At 65.0% G+C, this 15,919-nt stretch carries 15 protein-coding genes and 1 tRNA gene; 7 read left to right on the forward strand and 9 right to left on the reverse strand.

Going from position 1 to position 15,919, the window contains the following annotated elements:
* Positions 1-7: 7 nt before the first annotated feature.
* The 3 genes from DUGA2_RS11335 to DUGA2_RS11345 form a co-directional block, all read right to left on the reverse strand.
* The gene (locus DUGA2_RS11335) at positions 8-1,039 is read right to left on the reverse strand and encodes a dienelactone hydrolase family protein (protein ID WP_070269392.1); all 1,032 of its coding nucleotides are present in this window, start codon (positions 1,037-1,039) and stop codon (positions 8-10) included.
* A 123-nt stretch (positions 1,040-1,162) separates the two neighbouring features.
* A complete protein-coding gene (locus tag DUGA2_RS11340; RefSeq protein ID WP_070269393.1) occupies positions 1,163-1,915 on the reverse strand; it encodes a tetratricopeptide repeat protein in 753 nt (250 codons plus the stop codon).
* 79 nt (positions 1,916-1,994) lie between these two features.
* Positions 1,995-2,504, reverse strand: a complete 510-nt coding sequence (locus DUGA2_RS11345; protein ID WP_070269394.1) for a DUF6622 family protein — start codon at positions 2,502-2,504, stop codon at positions 1,995-1,997.
* Positions 2,505-2,747: 243 nt separating this feature from the next.
* On the opposite strand from DUGA2_RS11345, the gene DUGA2_RS11350 reads away from it, so the two are divergent.
* A complete protein-coding gene (locus tag DUGA2_RS11350) occupies positions 2,748-4,283 on the forward strand; it encodes a DUF1800 family protein (RefSeq protein ID WP_070269395.1) in 1,536 nt (511 codons plus the stop codon).
* Between the two features lie 8 nt (positions 4,284-4,291).
* Positions 4,292-5,680 carry a DUF1501 domain-containing protein gene (locus DUGA2_RS11355; RefSeq protein ID WP_070269396.1) on the forward strand — a complete coding sequence of 463 codons (1,389 nt, stop codon included), beginning with the start codon at positions 4,292-4,294 and terminating at the stop codon, positions 5,678-5,680.
* 12 nt (positions 5,681-5,692) lie between these two features.
* On the opposite strand, the gene DUGA2_RS11360 is transcribed toward DUGA2_RS11355, so the two are convergent.
* Positions 5,693-6,253: a DUF1439 domain-containing protein gene (locus DUGA2_RS11360; RefSeq protein WP_070269663.1), complete on the reverse strand. Its 561-nt coding sequence runs from the start codon at positions 6,251-6,253 to the stop codon at positions 5,693-5,695.
* Positions 6,254-6,287: 34 nt separating this feature from the next.
* Between DUGA2_RS11360 and DUGA2_RS11365 the strand changes: the two genes are divergently transcribed.
* The 4 genes from DUGA2_RS11365 (at position 6,288) to DUGA2_RS11380 (ending at position 9,256) form a co-directional block, all read left to right on the forward strand.
* Positions 6,288-6,995: a DUF72 domain-containing protein gene (locus tag DUGA2_RS11365; RefSeq protein WP_070269397.1), complete on the forward strand. Its 708-nt coding sequence runs from the start codon at positions 6,288-6,290 to the stop codon at positions 6,993-6,995.
* An 85-nt stretch (positions 6,996-7,080) separates the two neighbouring features.
* Complete coding sequence (locus DUGA2_RS11370; RefSeq protein WP_008447501.1) at positions 7,081-7,452, forward strand: GntR family transcriptional regulator; 372 nt, start codon at positions 7,081-7,083, stop codon at positions 7,450-7,452.
* Positions 7,449-8,306: an ABC transporter ATP-binding protein gene (locus DUGA2_RS11375; protein WP_070269398.1), complete on the forward strand. Its 858-nt coding sequence runs from the start codon at positions 7,449-7,451 to the stop codon at positions 8,304-8,306. The genes DUGA2_RS11370 and DUGA2_RS11375 overlap by 4 nt, the downstream gene beginning before the upstream one ends.
* Positions 8,303-9,256 carry a hypothetical protein gene (locus tag DUGA2_RS11380; RefSeq protein WP_070269399.1) on the forward strand — a complete coding sequence of 318 codons (954 nt, stop codon included), beginning with the start codon at positions 8,303-8,305 and terminating at the stop codon, positions 9,254-9,256. The genes DUGA2_RS11375 and DUGA2_RS11380 overlap by 4 nt, the downstream gene beginning before the upstream one ends.
* A 98-nt stretch (positions 9,257-9,354) precedes the next feature.
* Here the strand turns inward: DUGA2_RS11380 and DUGA2_RS11385 are convergent, their stop codons facing one another.
* From DUGA2_RS11385 to rnr, 4 genes are all read right to left on the reverse strand, one after another.
* Positions 9,355-10,032: a YceH family protein gene (locus tag DUGA2_RS11385; RefSeq protein WP_070269664.1), complete on the reverse strand. Its 678-nt coding sequence runs from the start codon at positions 10,030-10,032 to the stop codon at positions 9,355-9,357.
* Between the two features lie 11 nt (positions 10,033-10,043).
* On the reverse strand, positions 10,044-10,790 hold the full coding sequence (cysE, locus tag DUGA2_RS11390) for a serine O-acetyltransferase (protein ID WP_070269400.1): 747 nt from the start codon (positions 10,788-10,790) through the stop codon (positions 10,044-10,046).
* A gap of 152 nt (positions 10,791-10,942) precedes the next feature.
* Positions 10,943-11,689 (reverse strand): 23S rRNA (guanosine(2251)-2'-O)-methyltransferase RlmB, encoded by a 747-nt coding sequence (gene rlmB / locus DUGA2_RS11395; protein WP_070269401.1) that lies wholly within the window; start codon positions 11,687-11,689, stop codon positions 10,943-10,945.
* Complete coding sequence (gene rnr, locus DUGA2_RS11400) at positions 11,690-14,188, reverse strand: ribonuclease R (protein ID WP_070269402.1); 2,499 nt, start codon at positions 14,186-14,188, stop codon at positions 11,690-11,692.
* A 357-nt stretch (positions 14,189-14,545) separates the two neighbouring features.
* On the opposite strand from rnr, the gene DUGA2_RS11405 reads away from it, so the two are divergent.
* Positions 14,546-14,630: transfer RNA gene (locus tag DUGA2_RS11405), tRNA-Leu, on the forward strand.
* Between the two features lie 90 nt (positions 14,631-14,720).
* Here DUGA2_RS11405 and DUGA2_RS11410 read toward each other — a convergent pair.
* Entirely contained in the window at positions 14,721-15,827 is a 1,107-nt protein-coding gene (locus tag DUGA2_RS11410; RefSeq protein WP_070269403.1) for a serine hydrolase, read from the reverse strand.
* Positions 15,828-15,919: the final 92 nt, after the last annotated feature.

Genomic DNA, 15,919 nt, shown 5'->3' on the forward strand with positions numbered 1-15,919 from the left:
TTCCCCCTCACTGCGCCGGCGCCGGATCCGACGATTTCGCACCGAAGAATATCTGCTGCACGAAGGCCAGCACGTCGGTGCGCGCTTGCGCCACCGCGGCGGCGTTGCGGCCGACATGCACGCCGTATTTGGTGCACGGCTTGTAGAAGTCGGGCAATGCAGCCGGTGGAATGACGGCGCCGCTCAATTCCGAATAGATGGTCCAGCTGTCGATCTCCCACCGCACCACACCGCATGGAATGGTGGTCGGCGCGTTGGGCAGCAGCTTGAGTTTATAGGTCGCATCGAACGAATGGTAGGCGCCCTCGTACTTGATGGTGCGGATATCGCCGCCGGCCTCCTGATACAAGGCCGCCTCCCGCTCGCACGAGGCCGCCCCCGTGTAGTCGTCGGCGGCGCCGAGCAGGTTGAGTATCGGCGCGCCGGTGATTTGCCGCGACCAGTAGATCTGGTTGCAACCGGCATACAGCGGGATATGCAGGGCGAATTTGACGTCGGACTTGATCACCGCATGCCGCAGCGGTTCGATCGCGGTGCGGAAGGCGACCGCGCCGCCGCGCGAAAAGCCCATGACGCCGATGCGCTCGGGGTCGATGCGCCGGTCGGCGGCCAGCAATTGCAGCGCCTGCAAGCCATCCATCAGATTGGCGGCCTGCGACAACAGCGACTGGTCGTTCACGGTGCTGACGATGCCGCGCGGTTCGTAGCTGCTGACGACAAAGGTGGCGACACCGATGCCGTTCAACGCGGCGACCCACATTTGCGTATTGGCTTCGATGCCGGCGCTGCCGTGCATGATCACCATGGCCGGCACCGGTTTTCCCTTGGTGGGCGGGAAAGTCAGCTGGCCCCACACCGTTTGCGGCGCCCAATTATGCCGCTGCTCCCGCGCCAGATCGTACATCGTGGCCGGCGTGTAGCTGTCGAAGTACACCCGGGCGGTGTTGTGGCGGTCGCTGGTCGGGTCTTGCGCGTGCGCTGTCGGCATCGCTTGGGCAGCCGCCACCAGCAGCGCCGCCAGGAATGTTTTGAATTTCATGTGCAATCTCGTTGTCATTGAGTTGCACTTGATTTTATGACACTCCTTTGGCGTTGTCTTTTTTTTATCGCCAACATGACGGATCGGTAATGATCGTGCGCGACAGCGTACCGGATCCGCTCGTCAGCGCTTGACAGCGGTCATCGCGGCATTCAGGCGGCGTATCAATTCCTGGTTCATGTCGCGCGTGTGGCGGGTCCAGCGCTCCATGGTGCGCTGCAGCTCGGCGTGCAGCTGGCCGGCGCGCGCCGCGTCGCCGCTGCCGGCCGCCCAGATCGCAAACTCGGCCTGCACGGCGAAGCTGTTGTAGCGGCCCAGGGCGAATTCGAACTCGGCCTTCGCCTCGTCCTGGCGGCCGGCTGCGGCCAGCGACTGGGCCAGCAGCAGCGACACTTGCTCGCCGCGGAAGTTGGCGTCGCTGGCGCGGATGGTCTGCAGATGCGCCACCGCCGCCGCCGCGCGGCCGCTGGCCAGCGTGGCGCGCGCCGCGCCGTAGCGGATTTCCAGGTCGCCCGAGAACGGGCCTTGCAGGCAGGCTTCGTAGGTCGACGCCGCCTCGTCGGCGTTGCCGGCCTCCAGCAGCGCCGTGGCCAGGCGCATCTGGTTCTGCGCGGTGGGCGTGTAGGCGTAGGCGTCGCGCGCTTCGCGCAGCTCGCGGCCCGGATCGAGGGTGCGGGCGGCCGCCGTCACCATCTTGCGGGCGCCGTGCTCCAGCCGGGAGTCCGGCAGGTAGACGGCGACGAAATACACCACGCTGCCCAGCAGCGGGAAGGCAAACAAGATCATCAGCCAGTACATCTGCTGCCCGCTGCGGATCACGTGCACGGCGAAGAACAAGGCCACCAGCACGTGCAATCCAATTCCAAATATCGTCATGAAGCTTGCTCCAACATTTCGTCAATGTCGCGAATTGTAGAAGCTCTTGCCCTGCGCCACAAGGAAAGTTGCAAATCCATCAAGCCATTGCAGCGTCGGACTGGGCCAGCCAGGCCGCCACGCAGCGCACCGCGCGGCCGACGAACATGCCGCTGAACAGGCCGAAGCCGCCCGTCACCGCCACCACGAACAGCACATTGTCCCGGGTTTCAGGGTGCATGGCCGTCACCACGGCCACCGCATACTTGGCGACAAAAATGGCAAGCATCAGCGCCAGCGGCACCCAGCTGCCGCGCTGGAACACGGTGCCGGCGGCGCGGTCGACCACGATGCGCACGCCGCCGTCTAGCTTCCACGCCAGCGCCGCGCCGGCCAGCAGGCCCGCCATCCAGACGCCCCACACGGTGCCGCCCAGCACGCCGTCGCCGCTCATGCTCGACAGGGACAGACATAGCATCGCCACCGGAACGATCCACAGCTTTTGCAGGCTGACCTCGCGGTCGCGGCTGGCCAGCAGGCCGCGGTACACCAGCAGGGCCAGCACGGCCCAGACATAGAGAGGGGTATGGGAAATAATCTGTTGCATCATGATCGGCTCCGTCTGGCGGGTTAAGGTGGCGCCACTATGCCCGGCGGCGCGGCGGCAAGGGCCGCGATGCGACGAAATGCCGCAAAACGGCGCGAAATGCAAGCGCAGCGCGCAAGATGTGGGCGATCAACAGCCCGACCGTTGCACGGCAATGCCTGGTTACAAATTATTTCTGGCGAGTCAAACGAACTCGGCATAAATTACTGCATAGCAATATCCGAGCCCCCAACGGAGAATCTCGCCATGACCCCAATACCGACCCCGGCCGCCGCCGCCCGCTTTCTGGCGCAAGCCTCGATGGGCGCCAGCCGCGCCGAAATGGCCAGAGTGCAGGCGCTGGGCTATGCCGGCTGGATCGACGCCCAACTGGCCGCACCCCGCTCCGGCACGCGCTGGGACTGGCTGATCGCCAAGGGTTTTAACGACGTCGCCAACCGCAACTCGGAAAACGGCTTCGACGCCTGCGCGTGGCGCAAGCTGATCAGCGCGCCGGACACGCTGCGCCAGCGCGTCACCTTGGCGCTGTCGGAAATCTGCGTGGTGGCCATCGACGGCCTGGTCGGCGCCCCCTGGCGCTCGTTTTCGGCGGCGGCCTACCTGGACCTGCTGGAAGACTACGCTTTCGGCAACTACCGCGCGCTGCTGGGCGCGATCTCGACCAGCGCGCCGATGGGCCAGTACCTGACCTTCCGTGGCAACGTCAAGCAAAACCCCAGCACCGGCGCCCTGCCCGACGAAAACTATGCGCGCGAGCTGATGCAGCTGTTCAGCATCGGCCTGGTGCAGCTGAACGCCGACGGCACGCCGCAGCTGCGCAACGGCGTCCCCAGGGAAACCTACGGCCTGGCCGACATCACCGGCCTGGCCCGCGTGTTCACCGGCTGGGACTTCGACATGGGCAGCCAGACCAACGCCGTGCCGGACTTCCTGCGCCGGCCGATGACGCAAGTACCCAAGCGGCACGAGACCGGCGCCTCCACTTTCCTCGGCAGCACGGTGGCGGCCGGCCTGTCCGGCGCCGACGCGCTGAAGGCGGCGCTGGACATCATCTACGCCCACGCCAACGTGGCGCCCTTCATCAGCCGCCAGCTGATCCAGAAACTCGTCACCAGCAATCCCTCGCCGGCCTATGTGGCGCGCATCGCCGCCGTGTTCAACAACGACGGCCGTGGCGCCAAGGGCAACCTGGCGGCGGTGGTCAAGGCGCTGCTGCTCGATCCCGAGGCGCGCGCGGACAGTTACATCGGCACCAGCTACGGCAAGCTGCGCGAACCGATGCTGCGCTTCATCGGCTGGGCGCGCGCCTACAGTGCGGCCTCGGCGTCGGACGCCTGGGCCATCGGCAACACCAGCGACGCTTCCAGCCGCCTGGGCCAGAGCCCGCTGCGTTCGCCGTCGGTGTTCAACTTCTACCGGCCCGGCTACGTGCCGCCCAACAGCGCCGTCTCCAAGGCCGGGCTGGTGGCGCCGGAGTTCCAGCTGACCAATGAAACCTCGGTGGTCGGCTACGTCAACTACATGCAGCGCGCGGTCAGCAAGGGCGTGGGCGATGTGCTGCCGGACTACAGCACGCTGCTGCCGCTGGCCGCCAGCGGCCAGAAGCTGGTCGACGAAATCAACCTGGTGCTGGCCGCCGGCCAGCTGGGCAGCGCCACCGTCGGCCTGATACGCGGCGCCATCGACACCATGTCCGCCAAGACCGACGCCGCGCTGCGCAACCGCATCTACGCCGCACTGACCATGGTCATGGCCGCGCCGGAATACCTGGTCCAACAATAGGAGCCGCCATGACCACCAATACTTCCCGCCGCGCCTTCCTGCAGCGCGCCTCGATGCTGGCCATGAGCGGCGTCGCCGCGCCGCTGGCCGTCAACCTGGCGGCCATGGCCGAAGCCGCGGCCGCCAACGCCAGCGACTACAAGGCCATCGTCTGCGTGTTCCTGTACGGCGGCAACGACTACGCCAACACGCTGGTGCCGTACGACGCCGCCAGCTACAACGCCTACTATGCGCTGCGCTCCAAGCTGGCTTACCAGCAAAGCGCGCTCACGAGCACGCTGCTCAACACGGCGGCGCCGCCGGTCGACGTCAACGGCGTCGCCCACCAGTACGCGCTGGCGCCGGAACTGGCGCCGCTGCTGCCGATCTTCAACGCCGGCAAGATGGGCGTGCTGCTCAACGTCGGCACGCTGGTGCAGCCCACCAGCAAGCAGCAATACCTGGCCAGGTCGGTGCCGCTGCCGTCCAAGCTGTTCTCGCACAACGACCAGCAATCCGAATGGCAATCGTCGATGCCGGAGGGCGCGACCTCGGGCTGGGGCGGCCGCCTGGGCGACCTGTTCGAGTCGGGCAACGGCAACGCCACCTTCACCTGCATCAATGTGTCCGGCAACGCCGTGTTCCTGTCCGGGAAGCAGGCGGTGCAGTACCAAGTGTCGACCAAGGGTTCGGTGCCGTTCAGCGGCTTGCAGAGCCCACTGTTCGGCTCGGCCAGCTGCAGCAGCGCGCTGCAAACGCTGCTCACCCAGCCGCATGGGCACGTGATGCAGTCCGACTATGCGCGCGTGACGCAGCGGGCGATCTCGGCAAACGACGTGCTGACCTCGGCCCTGGCCGGCGCCCCGACTATCAACACGCCCTTCCCCGCCAACAGCAACCTGGGCGACCAGTTGAAGATGGTGGCGCGCATGATTTCCAGCGCCTCGGCGCTGGGCGCCAAGCGGCAGGTGTTCTTTGTGTCGATGGGCGGTTTCGATACGCACGACGGTTTGGTCAGCGTGCATCCGGGCTTGCTGAAAAGCGTGGCCGACGCCATGGCGGCGTTCTACCAGAGCACGGTTGAGCTGGGCGTGGCCAACCAGGTGACGGCCTTCACCGCCTCCGATTTCGGCCGTACGCTGAGCGGCAACAACGACGGTTCGGATCACGGTTGGGGCAGCATGCACTTCATGCTGGGCGGCGCCGTCAAGGGCGGCCGCTACTATGGCAAGGCGCCGGTGGTGGCCAGCGACGGCCCGGACGATGTCGGCCAGGGCCGTTTGCTGCCCACCACTTCGATCGAGCAGTATGCGGCCACGCTGGGCAGCTGGCTGGGCGTGTCGAACAACGACCTGCTGGCCATGCTGCCCAACCTGGCCAACTACAACGCCAGCGCGCGCAACCTCGGCTTCGTCTGAGCGCGCGCCGGCTTACTGCGCCGGCTGCAGGTTGGCGACCAGCGCGCCGGGCCGGGTGCTGATCCCGGTCAGCACGAACTGCACGCCGGCGTAGCGCAGGTCTTCCGGATGGAAGGTGTGCACCGGCACGTCCTTCAGCGTGTTCTCGCCCAGCAGGTTGGCGACGCTGGCGATCTGGTTCTGCTTGCCCTCGTCCATGCCGTCCACCGTGAAACGGTCCATATGGGCATCGCTGATGTAGATGGTGTTGCGCACGTTATCCACCTTCAAGCGCCCCGACACCGCCATGCTGCCATGCCACGACTGGCGCGCCAGCAGCGGCGACACGTTCACGTCCAGCGTCAGCGCGACGCGGTCGTTGTCGGCCAGGATGGCCAGTTGCGGATGGCTCAGCTCGACCTCGAAGATGCCCAGCACGCGGCGGTGCACGGGGAATTTGTGTTCCAGGTTCTGCTGCAAGCGCGCCTGCGGCAATTCCACCTGGCGCGGACCGATCAGCGTCGAGCAGGCGGCCAGCGCGGCGGCCGCCATCAGCGGCGCGGCAAATCGGGCGTAAGGTTTAAGATCAAACATGTCTTCTTTCTGAAAATGGCGGATCGCCCACATTATGACCCACACACGAATTGGCTGCGCAAGCTGGAGTATCGACCGCGCGTCGTCGCCGCAGTTCGCCGCCGACGGCAGCCATCTGCAGCGCTACGCCCGGGTCATGAATGCGGTGGAGATCAACTCCTCGTTCTACCGCCCGCACCAGGCCAGCACATATGAACGCTGGGCCGCAGACGTGCCGGACGATTTCCGCTTCTCGGTCAAGCTACCGCGCAGCATCAGCCACGATCGCCGGCTGCAACAGGTCGACGAGCTGCTGGAGCGCTTTGCCGGCGAGGCCGGCGCCCTCGGCGCCAAGCTGGGCTGCGTGCTGGTGCAACTGCCGCCCAGCCTGGTGCTGGACGCGGCCGCCGCCGGCGCGCTGTTCGGCCGCACCGCCAGCCTGCTCGATTGCGGCATCGCCTGCGAAGCGCGCCATCACAGCTGGTTCACCGCTGAGGCCACAGCGCTGCTGCGCGCCCACGGCGTCACGCGGGTGATCGCCGATCCGCCCGCCGGCCATCCCGGCCCCTATGTGGCGACCGGCGACACCGTGTACGCCCGGCTGCACGGCAGCCCGCGCATGTACTACTCGTCTTATACGGACGAGTACCTGGACAGCGTCGCCGCCTATCTGGCCGACAAGGATGGCTGGGTCATCTTCGACAACACCGCCGCCGGCGCCGCCCTGCCCAACGCGCTGGCGCTGATGAAGAAAACAACATAAATCACGCAGCGCTTGTTTTTTTTAGCCACAGTGTTATAGTTCACTACAACACCACTCCATCAACACACACTAGGGGACCACATGTATGTCCACGATAGGCTGGAATGACAATGCGCCGATTTATCGGCAGCTCAAGGAAAAGGTGATCGGCATGATGCTCGACGGCCTGCTCAAACCGGGCGACGCCCTGCCCTCGGTACGGCAGGTGGCGGCGGATTATCAACTCAACCCGATTACCGTATCGCGCGCCTACCAGGAATTGGTAGACGAAACACTCGTAGAAAAAAGAAGGGGACTAGGTATGTACGTAACTGACGGCGCCCGCGACAAACTGCTGGCCACTGAACGTGAACGCTTCCTGCGCGAAGAATGGCCGCTGATGCTGGAACGCATCCGCCGCCTGGGGCTGGAACTGGACACCCTGCTCAAGTCCGCCGCCCCCGGAGGTGCGTCATGAGCGCCATCATCACCGCGAACAAGATCAGCAAGCAGTACGGCAAGCAGGCCGCGCTGAACGGCGCCAGCTTCACGGTCGAGGCAGGCCGCATCGTCGGCCTGATCGGCCCCAACGGTTCCGGCAAGACCACCACCCTCAAAGCCATCCTGGGCCTGACCCAGTTCGAAGGCGAGCTGTCGGTGATGGGCATGGACCCGCGCACCCAGCGCGAGGCCTTGATGAACGACGTCTGCTTCATCGCCGACGTCGCCATCCTGCCGAAGTGGCTGAAGGTGAAGGATGCGATCGACTTCGTCGAAGGCGTGCACCCGCGCTTCGACCGCAGCAAGGCCGAGAAATACCTGGCCAACACCAAGCTCAGCCCGAACATGAAGGTCAAAGCCATGTCCAAGGGCATGGTGGTGCAGCTGCACCTGGCGCTGGTGATGGCGATCGACGCCAAGCTGCTGGTGCTGGACGAGCCGACGCTGGGCCTGGACATCCTGTACCGCAAGCAGTTCTACCAGAACCTGCTGGAAGACTACTTCGACGAGAACAAGACCATCCTGATCACCACGCACCAGATCGAGGAAGTCGAGCACATCCTGACCGACCTGATGTTCATCCAGGATGGCCAGATCTCGCTGGCGGCGTCGATGGACGAGGTCGGCGAGCGCTTCACCGAGGTGATGGTCGAGCCGCAGTTCGTCGCCGCCGCCAACGCGCTCAAGCCGATGAGCCAGCGCACCGTGTTCGGCAAGCCCATCATGCTGTTCGATGGCGTGCCGCGCCTGCAACTGTCGACCTTCGGGGAATTGCGCACGCCCAGCGTTGCCGACCTGTTTGTCGCGACCATGAAAGGAACCTACGCATGAAAACGATGAAATGGCTGATCAAGCGCGAGATGTGGGAACACAAAGGCATGTTGTTCTGGGCGCCCATCGTCATCGCCGGCCTGGTCGCGGCATTGGCGCTGACCGGCATCTTCCTGGGACATAACGTCAACTTCAACGAAGAAGGCCAGGCGGTGCAGATCGGCACCGTCACCATCGAAGGCGCGGTGCGGACGCGCATTGTCGAGACCGCGTCGCAGGCTTACATATTGTCGGCGATGCCGGTGATGATGGTGCTGAGCTTGCTGGTGTTCTTCTACTGCCTGGGCGCGTTGCACGACGAACGCCGCGACCGCAGCCTGCTGTTCTGGAAATCGCTGCCGGTGTCGGACTTCACCACCGTGATGTCCAAGGTGGTGCTGGCCCTGGTGGTGGCGCCGCTGATCACGATGGCGATCGGCATCGTGCTGTCGCTGGCGATCCTGCTGGCCGGCTGCGTGGCGGTGCTGGCGCATGGCACCAACCTGTTCGGCGCGCTGCTGGCCACGCCGGACCTTTACCTGACGCCGCTGCGCCTGGTCGGCTTGCTGCCGGTCTACATCCTGTGGGCCTTGCCGACGGTGGGCTGGCTGCTGATGGTGTCGAGCATGGCGCGTTCCAAGGTGTTCCTGTGGGCGGTGGGTACGCCGCTGGCGACGTCGCTGCTGCTGGTGTGGGCCGAGAAGATGCTGCACTTCGGCTTCGACGCCAGCTGGTTCGTCACCCGCGTGGTCGACCGCATCCTGCTGGGTGTGATCCCTGGTTCGTGGCTGGTGTTCGACGCCGACAACGCCATGCATCACCATGACATGCAAAAGCTGGAGATCCCGCAAACGGTCTTCAACGCCTCGTGGCACACGCTGACCGGCGCCAGCGTATGGATAGGCGTAGCGGCCGGCGTGGCGATGATCGCCGCCGCCGTCTGGATGCGCCGCCGCCGCGAAGAAGGCTAAACCACTGGGGGTCAAGTCTGACATTTGGACACGAGCTCTGCTGTAGCAGGCGCCACAGCAGAGCTCGTGTCCAAATGTCAGACTTGACCCCCGCTTTATTATTCGAACTGCTGGCGGAATTCAGCGAACTGCGCCGTCAGGTCTTCGACCTGCTGGCGCAGTTGTTGCACTTCCTGCTCCAGCGCGGCGACGCGGCCGCCCTGCCCGGCCGGACTGACGACGCCACCCAGGCCGGCCGCGGTTTCTTCGCGCGCCAGCGCTTCTTCCCCGCCCAACAGCTGGCCGTAGCGCGGTTCTTTCGTGCCGGGCGCCAGCGCCAGCTTCGACACCAGCGGCGGATATTTATCGATCAGGAACTGCAAGGCCTGCTCGACATCGCCGACGGTCTTGAATTCGTGCAGGCGTCCGCTGCGGGTGCGGATCTCGCCGGCGGTCTGCAGACCGCGCAGCATCAGGATGCTCAGCACGGCCAGCTTGTCCTGCTCCAGCGACCACTTGATGCGCATGCGGTGCTCGTACTTGGTCACGCGCGCGCCCGCCTGCGTGATGCCGTTGACGTACTTGCGCTGCATCAGCCGCTGCAGCACCTCGGCCACCGTCTCTTCCGACAGCGACATCACCGGGTCGCGGCTCGACAACTGATTACAACCATTCACCAGCGCGTTCAGCGACAGCGGATAGTTATCCGGCGTCAGCGCTTCCTTTTCGGCCAGCACGGCCAGGACGCGGATTTCAAACGGGTCCAGCACCTCTGCGCCATCGGGCGACAATTCCATAGACATCATCCTTATTCGACGAGCTTGTTGAGTTGGTCGGAATTCAATTTATCACATTCGGGCACGCCCTGGCACTGCAAGCCCGCCGCCTTCATCGTGGCGAGGATGCGTTCCATCTGCTCTTCCTGCTTGACGGCGTGGCTGATCAAGCCGTGCAGCGCCTTCGACAGCGGATCGTCGCCGTTCGGCGTGACGCCGTAGGCGCTGAACAGATGGGCCGTGGCGCTGGTGGCCGACGCCAGCTCCTTCTGCACGATGTGCGCGGGATTGCCGACCGCCGTCGCGCCCGCAGGCACGGGCTTCAACAGCACCGCGTTGGAGCCGACCTTGGCATACTCGCCCACCGTGAAGCCGCCCAGCACCTTGGCGCCGGCGCCGACGATGACGCCGCGCGCCAAGGTCGGGTGCCGCTTGGCGCCGGTGTGCAGCGAGGTGCCGCCCAGGGTCACGCCCTGGTAGATGGTGCAGTCGTCGCCGACCTCGGCGGTCTCGCCGATCACCACGCCGAAGCCGTGGTCGATGAAGACCCGGCGGCCGATGGTGGCGCCCGGATGGATCTCGATGCCGGTGACGATGCGGGCCAGGTAGGAAATGAAGCGCCCCAGCCATTTCATGCGGCGCAGCCAGCACCAGTGCGCCCAGCGGTGCATGACGATGGCTTGCAAACCGGGGTAACAGGTCAGCACCTCCCAGGCGTTGCGGGCCGCAGGATCGCGTTCGATGATGCTGTTAATGTCTTGGCGCAGGCGATGGAACATGGGGTGATCAGGATGGCAACGGAAACGCTAATGGTAGCGTATTCGGTGGGGGAATGCTGGAGAGGACCAGCGGCCTTAACCCGGCAGTGCAGGGTCAGACCCCATCGGGGTCCGACCCTCACGGCGGAACGCCCCGGGGTAGGCGGGAAGGCTTAGCCTTCCTTGGCGATACGCTGGCGGCGTGCCTCGTACAGACAGACGCCGGAGGCGACGGAGACGTTCAGGCTTTCAACCGAACCGAACATCGGAATGCTGACCAGCATGTCGCAGGTCTCGCGGGTCAGGCGGCGCATGCCCTCGCCTTCCGAACCCATGACCAGCGCGGTCGGGCCGGTGAAGTCGGCTTCGTACAAGCCCTTCTCGCCGTCGTCGGAGGTGCCGATCAGCCAGATGTCGCGGTCCTTCAGGTCGCGCAGCGTGCGCGCCAGGTTGGTGACGGTGATGTAAGGCACGGTCTCGGCCGCGCCGGAGGCGACCTTGGCGGCGGTGGCGTTCAAACCCACGGCGCGGTCCTTCGGCACGATCACCGCGTGTGCGCCGACGCCGTCGGCCACGCGCAGGCAGGCGCCCAGGTTGTGCGGATCGGTGATGCCGTCCAGGACCAGCAGCAGCGGCGGGCCTTCGATGGCGTCCAGCAGTTCATCCAGGTTGCGCGCCAGCGCCAGCTGCGAGGCGAAGGCGATCACGCCCTGGTGGCGGCGGGTGCCGACGATCTTGTCGAGGCGGGCCGAATCGACCGGCATCACGCGCACGCCGGCAGCCTTGGCGTTGGCGACCAGGTCCTTCATGCGGCGGTCGTCGCGGCCGATGTCGACAAAAATCTCTTCCACCGACGCGGCCTCATGGCGCAAGCGCGAGGTCACAGCGTGGAAACCGAAAATCATTTTATTCTTACTCATTTATCGCTTCTTTTTACTTTTTGAGACAGTCTTCGCTGCTCGGGGTGCAACCGGGGCAGCCGCCCCGGCATTAGTCTTGCGGCCGCCCTTGGGCTTGGCCGCGGGCTTGGCGGCGCTCTTCACGGCGGCCGGCTTGCCGGCGCCAGCCCGGTCGGACTGGCCCTTGGCGACGGCCTTGACCGGCTGCGCCTTCGGCACGGCCGGACCCGGCTTGATGTTGGTCTTGCGGTCCTTCGATTGCGCATCGCCCTTGTCGGCGCGCGGCGGCGGCGCGTCGGCGCCGGCCAGGCGCAGGTCGATCTTGCGCGCTTCCAGGTCCACGCGCACCACCTGCACGCTGACGCGATCGGTCAGCTGGAACTTCTTGCCGGTGCGTTCGCCGCGCAGTTCGTGGCGGGCGTCGTCGTACTGGAAGTAGTCGGCGCCCAGGTCGGTGATGTGCACCAGGCCCTCAACGAACAGCTGGTCCAGCTGCACGAAGATGCCGAAGGTGGTCACGCCGGTGATGATGCCGGTGAATTCCTCGCCCAGCTTGTCCTGCATGAAGTAGCACTTCAGCCAGTTCTCGACATCGCGCGAGGCTTCGTCGGCGCGGCGTTCGTTGGCCGAGCAGTGCACGCCCAGCGCGTCCCACACGGTCAGGTCGGCGGCTTTCTTTTCCTTGCCCTCGGCCTTGTCCTTGGCCTGCTGCTTGCGGGTGGCGTTCGAGACGTTGGTGTTCAGCACGCTGGTGCTGGCCACTTTCGGCTCGTACTTCTTGCCCAGCAGGATGGCCTTGATGGCGCGGTGCGTCAGCAAGTCCGGATAACGGCGTATCGGGCTGGTGAAGTGGGCATAGGCCTCGTACGCCAGGCCGAAGTGGCCGATATTGTCGGGACTGTAGACCGCCTGCTGCATCGAACGCAGCAGCATGGTTTGCAGCAGCGACGCGTCCGGACGCTGTTTGACCTGGCGCATCAGCTCGGCGTAATCGCCGGCGGTCGGCTTGTCGCCGCCGTTCAGGCTCAGGTTCACCTGCTTGAGGAAGGTGCGTACCTGCTTGAGCTTTTCAGCGGTCGGGCTGGCGTGGATGCGGTAAGTGCCGGGATGCTTGTGGCGTATCAGCAGGTCGGCCGCGCAGACGTTGGCGGTCAACATGCATTCCTCGATCAGGCGGTGGGCGTCGTTGCGGGTGCGCGGGATGATCTTCTCGATCTTGCCGGACGGGTTGCAGACGATGTAGGTTTCGGTGGTTTCGAAATCGATCGCGCCGCGTTCGGTGCGCGCCTTCAGCAGCGCGTTGTACACCTCGTACAGGTTCAGCAGATGCGGCACGATGCCTGGACGGCGCGCCGCTTCCGGCCCCTTGGTGTTGCCGAGGATGTCGGCCACTTCGGTGTAGGTCAGGCGCGCGGCCGAGTGGATCACGGCCGGGTAGAACTGGTAGGCCTTGATCTCGCCCTTGGCGGTGATGACGGCGTCGCACACCAGCGTCAGGCGGTCGACCGCCGGGTTCAGCGAGCACAGGCCGTTGGAGAGCTTCTCCGGCAGCATGGGAATCACGCGGCGCGGGAAGTAGACCGAGGTGCTGCGCTCCAGCGCGTCGGCGTCGAGCGCGTCGTTCGGCTTGACGTAGTGGCTGACGTCGGCAATCGCGACGATCAGGCGATAGGCGTTGGTGCGGCCGATCTTGACCGGTTCGCAGTAGACCGCATCGTCGAAGTCGCGCGCGTCTTCGCCGTCGATCGTCACCAGCGGCACGTCGCGCAGGTCGACGCGGTCGGCCAGGTCGATGTCGCGCACCACGTCCGGCAGCTTGTTGGCCTGCTTGAGCGCGGCGTCCGAGAACACATGCGGCACGCCGAACTTGCGCACGGCGATTTCGATTTCCATGCCGGGGTCGTCCAGCGAACCGAGGATTTCAACGATCTTGCCGACCGGCTGCTTGAAGCGCATCGGCTGTTCGGTCAATTCGACGCTGACGATCTGGCCCGACTTGGCCTTGCCGATAGAGCCCTCGACCAGGATGTCCTGGGCGATGCGCTGGTCTTCGGGCGCCACGATCCAGGCGCCGTTTTCGTTCAGCAGGCGGCCGATGATGTGGGTGTTGGCGCGCGAGACCACTTCGACGATGGTGCCTTCCGGACGGCCGCGGCGGTCGACGCCGATGACCTTGGCGAGCACGCGGTCGCCATGCAGCACTTTCTGCATTTCCTTTTCGGGCAGGAACAGGTCTTCGCCCGGTTCATCCGGGATCACGAAGCCGAAGCCGTCCTTGTGGCTGCTGACGCGGCCGGAGATGAAGCCGGTGTCGGTGGCCAGCGAGAAATGGCCGCTGTCGTCGGAGACGATCTGGCCGTCGCGTTGCATGGCGTTGAGTCGGCGCGACAACACGGCCTGGGCCTCGGTCGCGACCTTCAGCGACTTCGACAGTGCGCGCAGATCGAGCGGCGCCTTGGCGCTGCGGAAGATGCCGAGAATTTCCTCCCGGCTGGGAATGGTATGGGTAGATTGGTTCAAAAGTATTTCTGTAGTTATTATTGACAGTGTTCAGAGGAAATCCGGCCTGGCAAAATCGTCAGGTGCATATATATGACACGACGACAGGCGTAGTGTACTTGGAAACGCCCTGATTGACTAATTTGCGACCGTTTATGCGAATCCGAGCGGATTTTTTATGTTGGGGCATTTGACATCCCGCAAAATTCCTCTATAATCTTGGTCTCTCGCAGCGACAATGTTGAAAAACAGCGGCAAAGCGGGACTTGTAGTAATACAAGCTGCTAGACAGGGTTGATGTGCAGTAAGGAGCGTAAGCTCATCTGGCGCGAAACCTTCCCCGTCGTTATAATAGCAGAGTTGTTAAGAAGCATCAGTGCCCACGTGGCGGAATTGGTAGACGCGCATGGTTCAGGTCCATGTGCCGCAAGGTGTGGGGGTTCGAGTCCCTCCGTGGGCACCAAAAAATTCCGCAAAAAAGCCTCCCATCAGGCAGAACGCGCTCAAGATCGCGCTCTGTCCAGATGGGAGGCTTTTTTCATTCGCGCTCGCTTTACAGCCTGGAGAGGAAGCGGCCAATCAGGTTGAAGATCAGTTCCTCGTTCTTGCTGCCCTCATCTATCGGCAAATCCCACAGCGCGGCCGTCACGATGGTCATGCGCAAATCCGGCACCAGCATGGCGAGTTGCCCGCCGAAGCCATAGGCGGTGATCACCTGATGGCCGCCCAGCATGCCGCGCCACCACAGATAACCATAGCCGACATCGCTCATGTCGCCGATCGGGCCGATGTGGACGTGGTTGGTGAAACTCTCCGCCAGCCAGGCCGCCGGCACCACGGACTTGCCCTGCCACATGCCGCCGTCGAGCGCCATCCACGCCAGCTTCATCAGATCGCGCGCCCGCAGTTGCAGGCCGAAGGAGCCGAGTATCGCCCCGGTCGCGTCGCGCTGCCAGGCCACCTGGCGGATGCCGAGCGGCTCGAACAGATTGCGCGTGGCAACCGCCAGCGTATCCTCGCCATAGGCGCTCGCGACGATGGGCGACACCAGGTGCGAGACGGCGGAGTTGTAGTTCCAGTACGGACCGTTCGGCCCCAGCGGCGCTATCGGCAGGCCCAGCGCCAGGCTGGCCAGGTCGGGCGCATGCAGCAGCTCCTGCATGTGCACATCTTCGTCCCAGGCCAGGCCGCTGCGCATGCGCAGCACCTGGGCCAGCGTGACCTTGCCGGCCACCGAAGCCGGCACTTTGGCCATTTCCCTGGGCAGCAACTCGGCCAGCGTGGCGGTGGCGCCGCGTATTTTTCCATCGCGAATCGCCTGCCCCGCCAGCAGGCTGCTGACGGTCTTGGTGGCCGAGCGGATATGGCGCAGGTCGGAGGATTTGCCGTCTGCATAGTAGCGCTCGCCGATCAGGCGGGCGTTGCGCACCACCAGCAGGCTGCGCAGCGATGGAATCTGCGCGCCCTCGGTCTGCAGCGTCTGCATCAGCGCCGCCGACACGCCCTCGCTCTCCGGCGCGGCCCTGTTCCAGTCGTCGTCGACGATGGCCGAGAGCACCACGTTTTCCGGCGCGGCGCCGCCGCCGCCGCCACCGCCGCCGCAGGCGGTCAGCCAGGGGGCGGCCAGGCCCAATATCATCATGTCGCGTCGCGTAACCATGTCACCTCATCGTCGAAAGATAGTGACCGCCGCGTGCGGCGCATGCGGCGAGTCGATGGGGTGATGTTAGGCCCGCTCCGCCGTCAACGGGG

The sequence above is a fragment of the Duganella sp. HH101 genome (assembly GCF_001758795.1).
Taxonomy (GTDB): Bacteria; Pseudomonadota; Gammaproteobacteria; order Burkholderiales; family Burkholderiaceae_D; genus Rugamonas; species Rugamonas rivuli.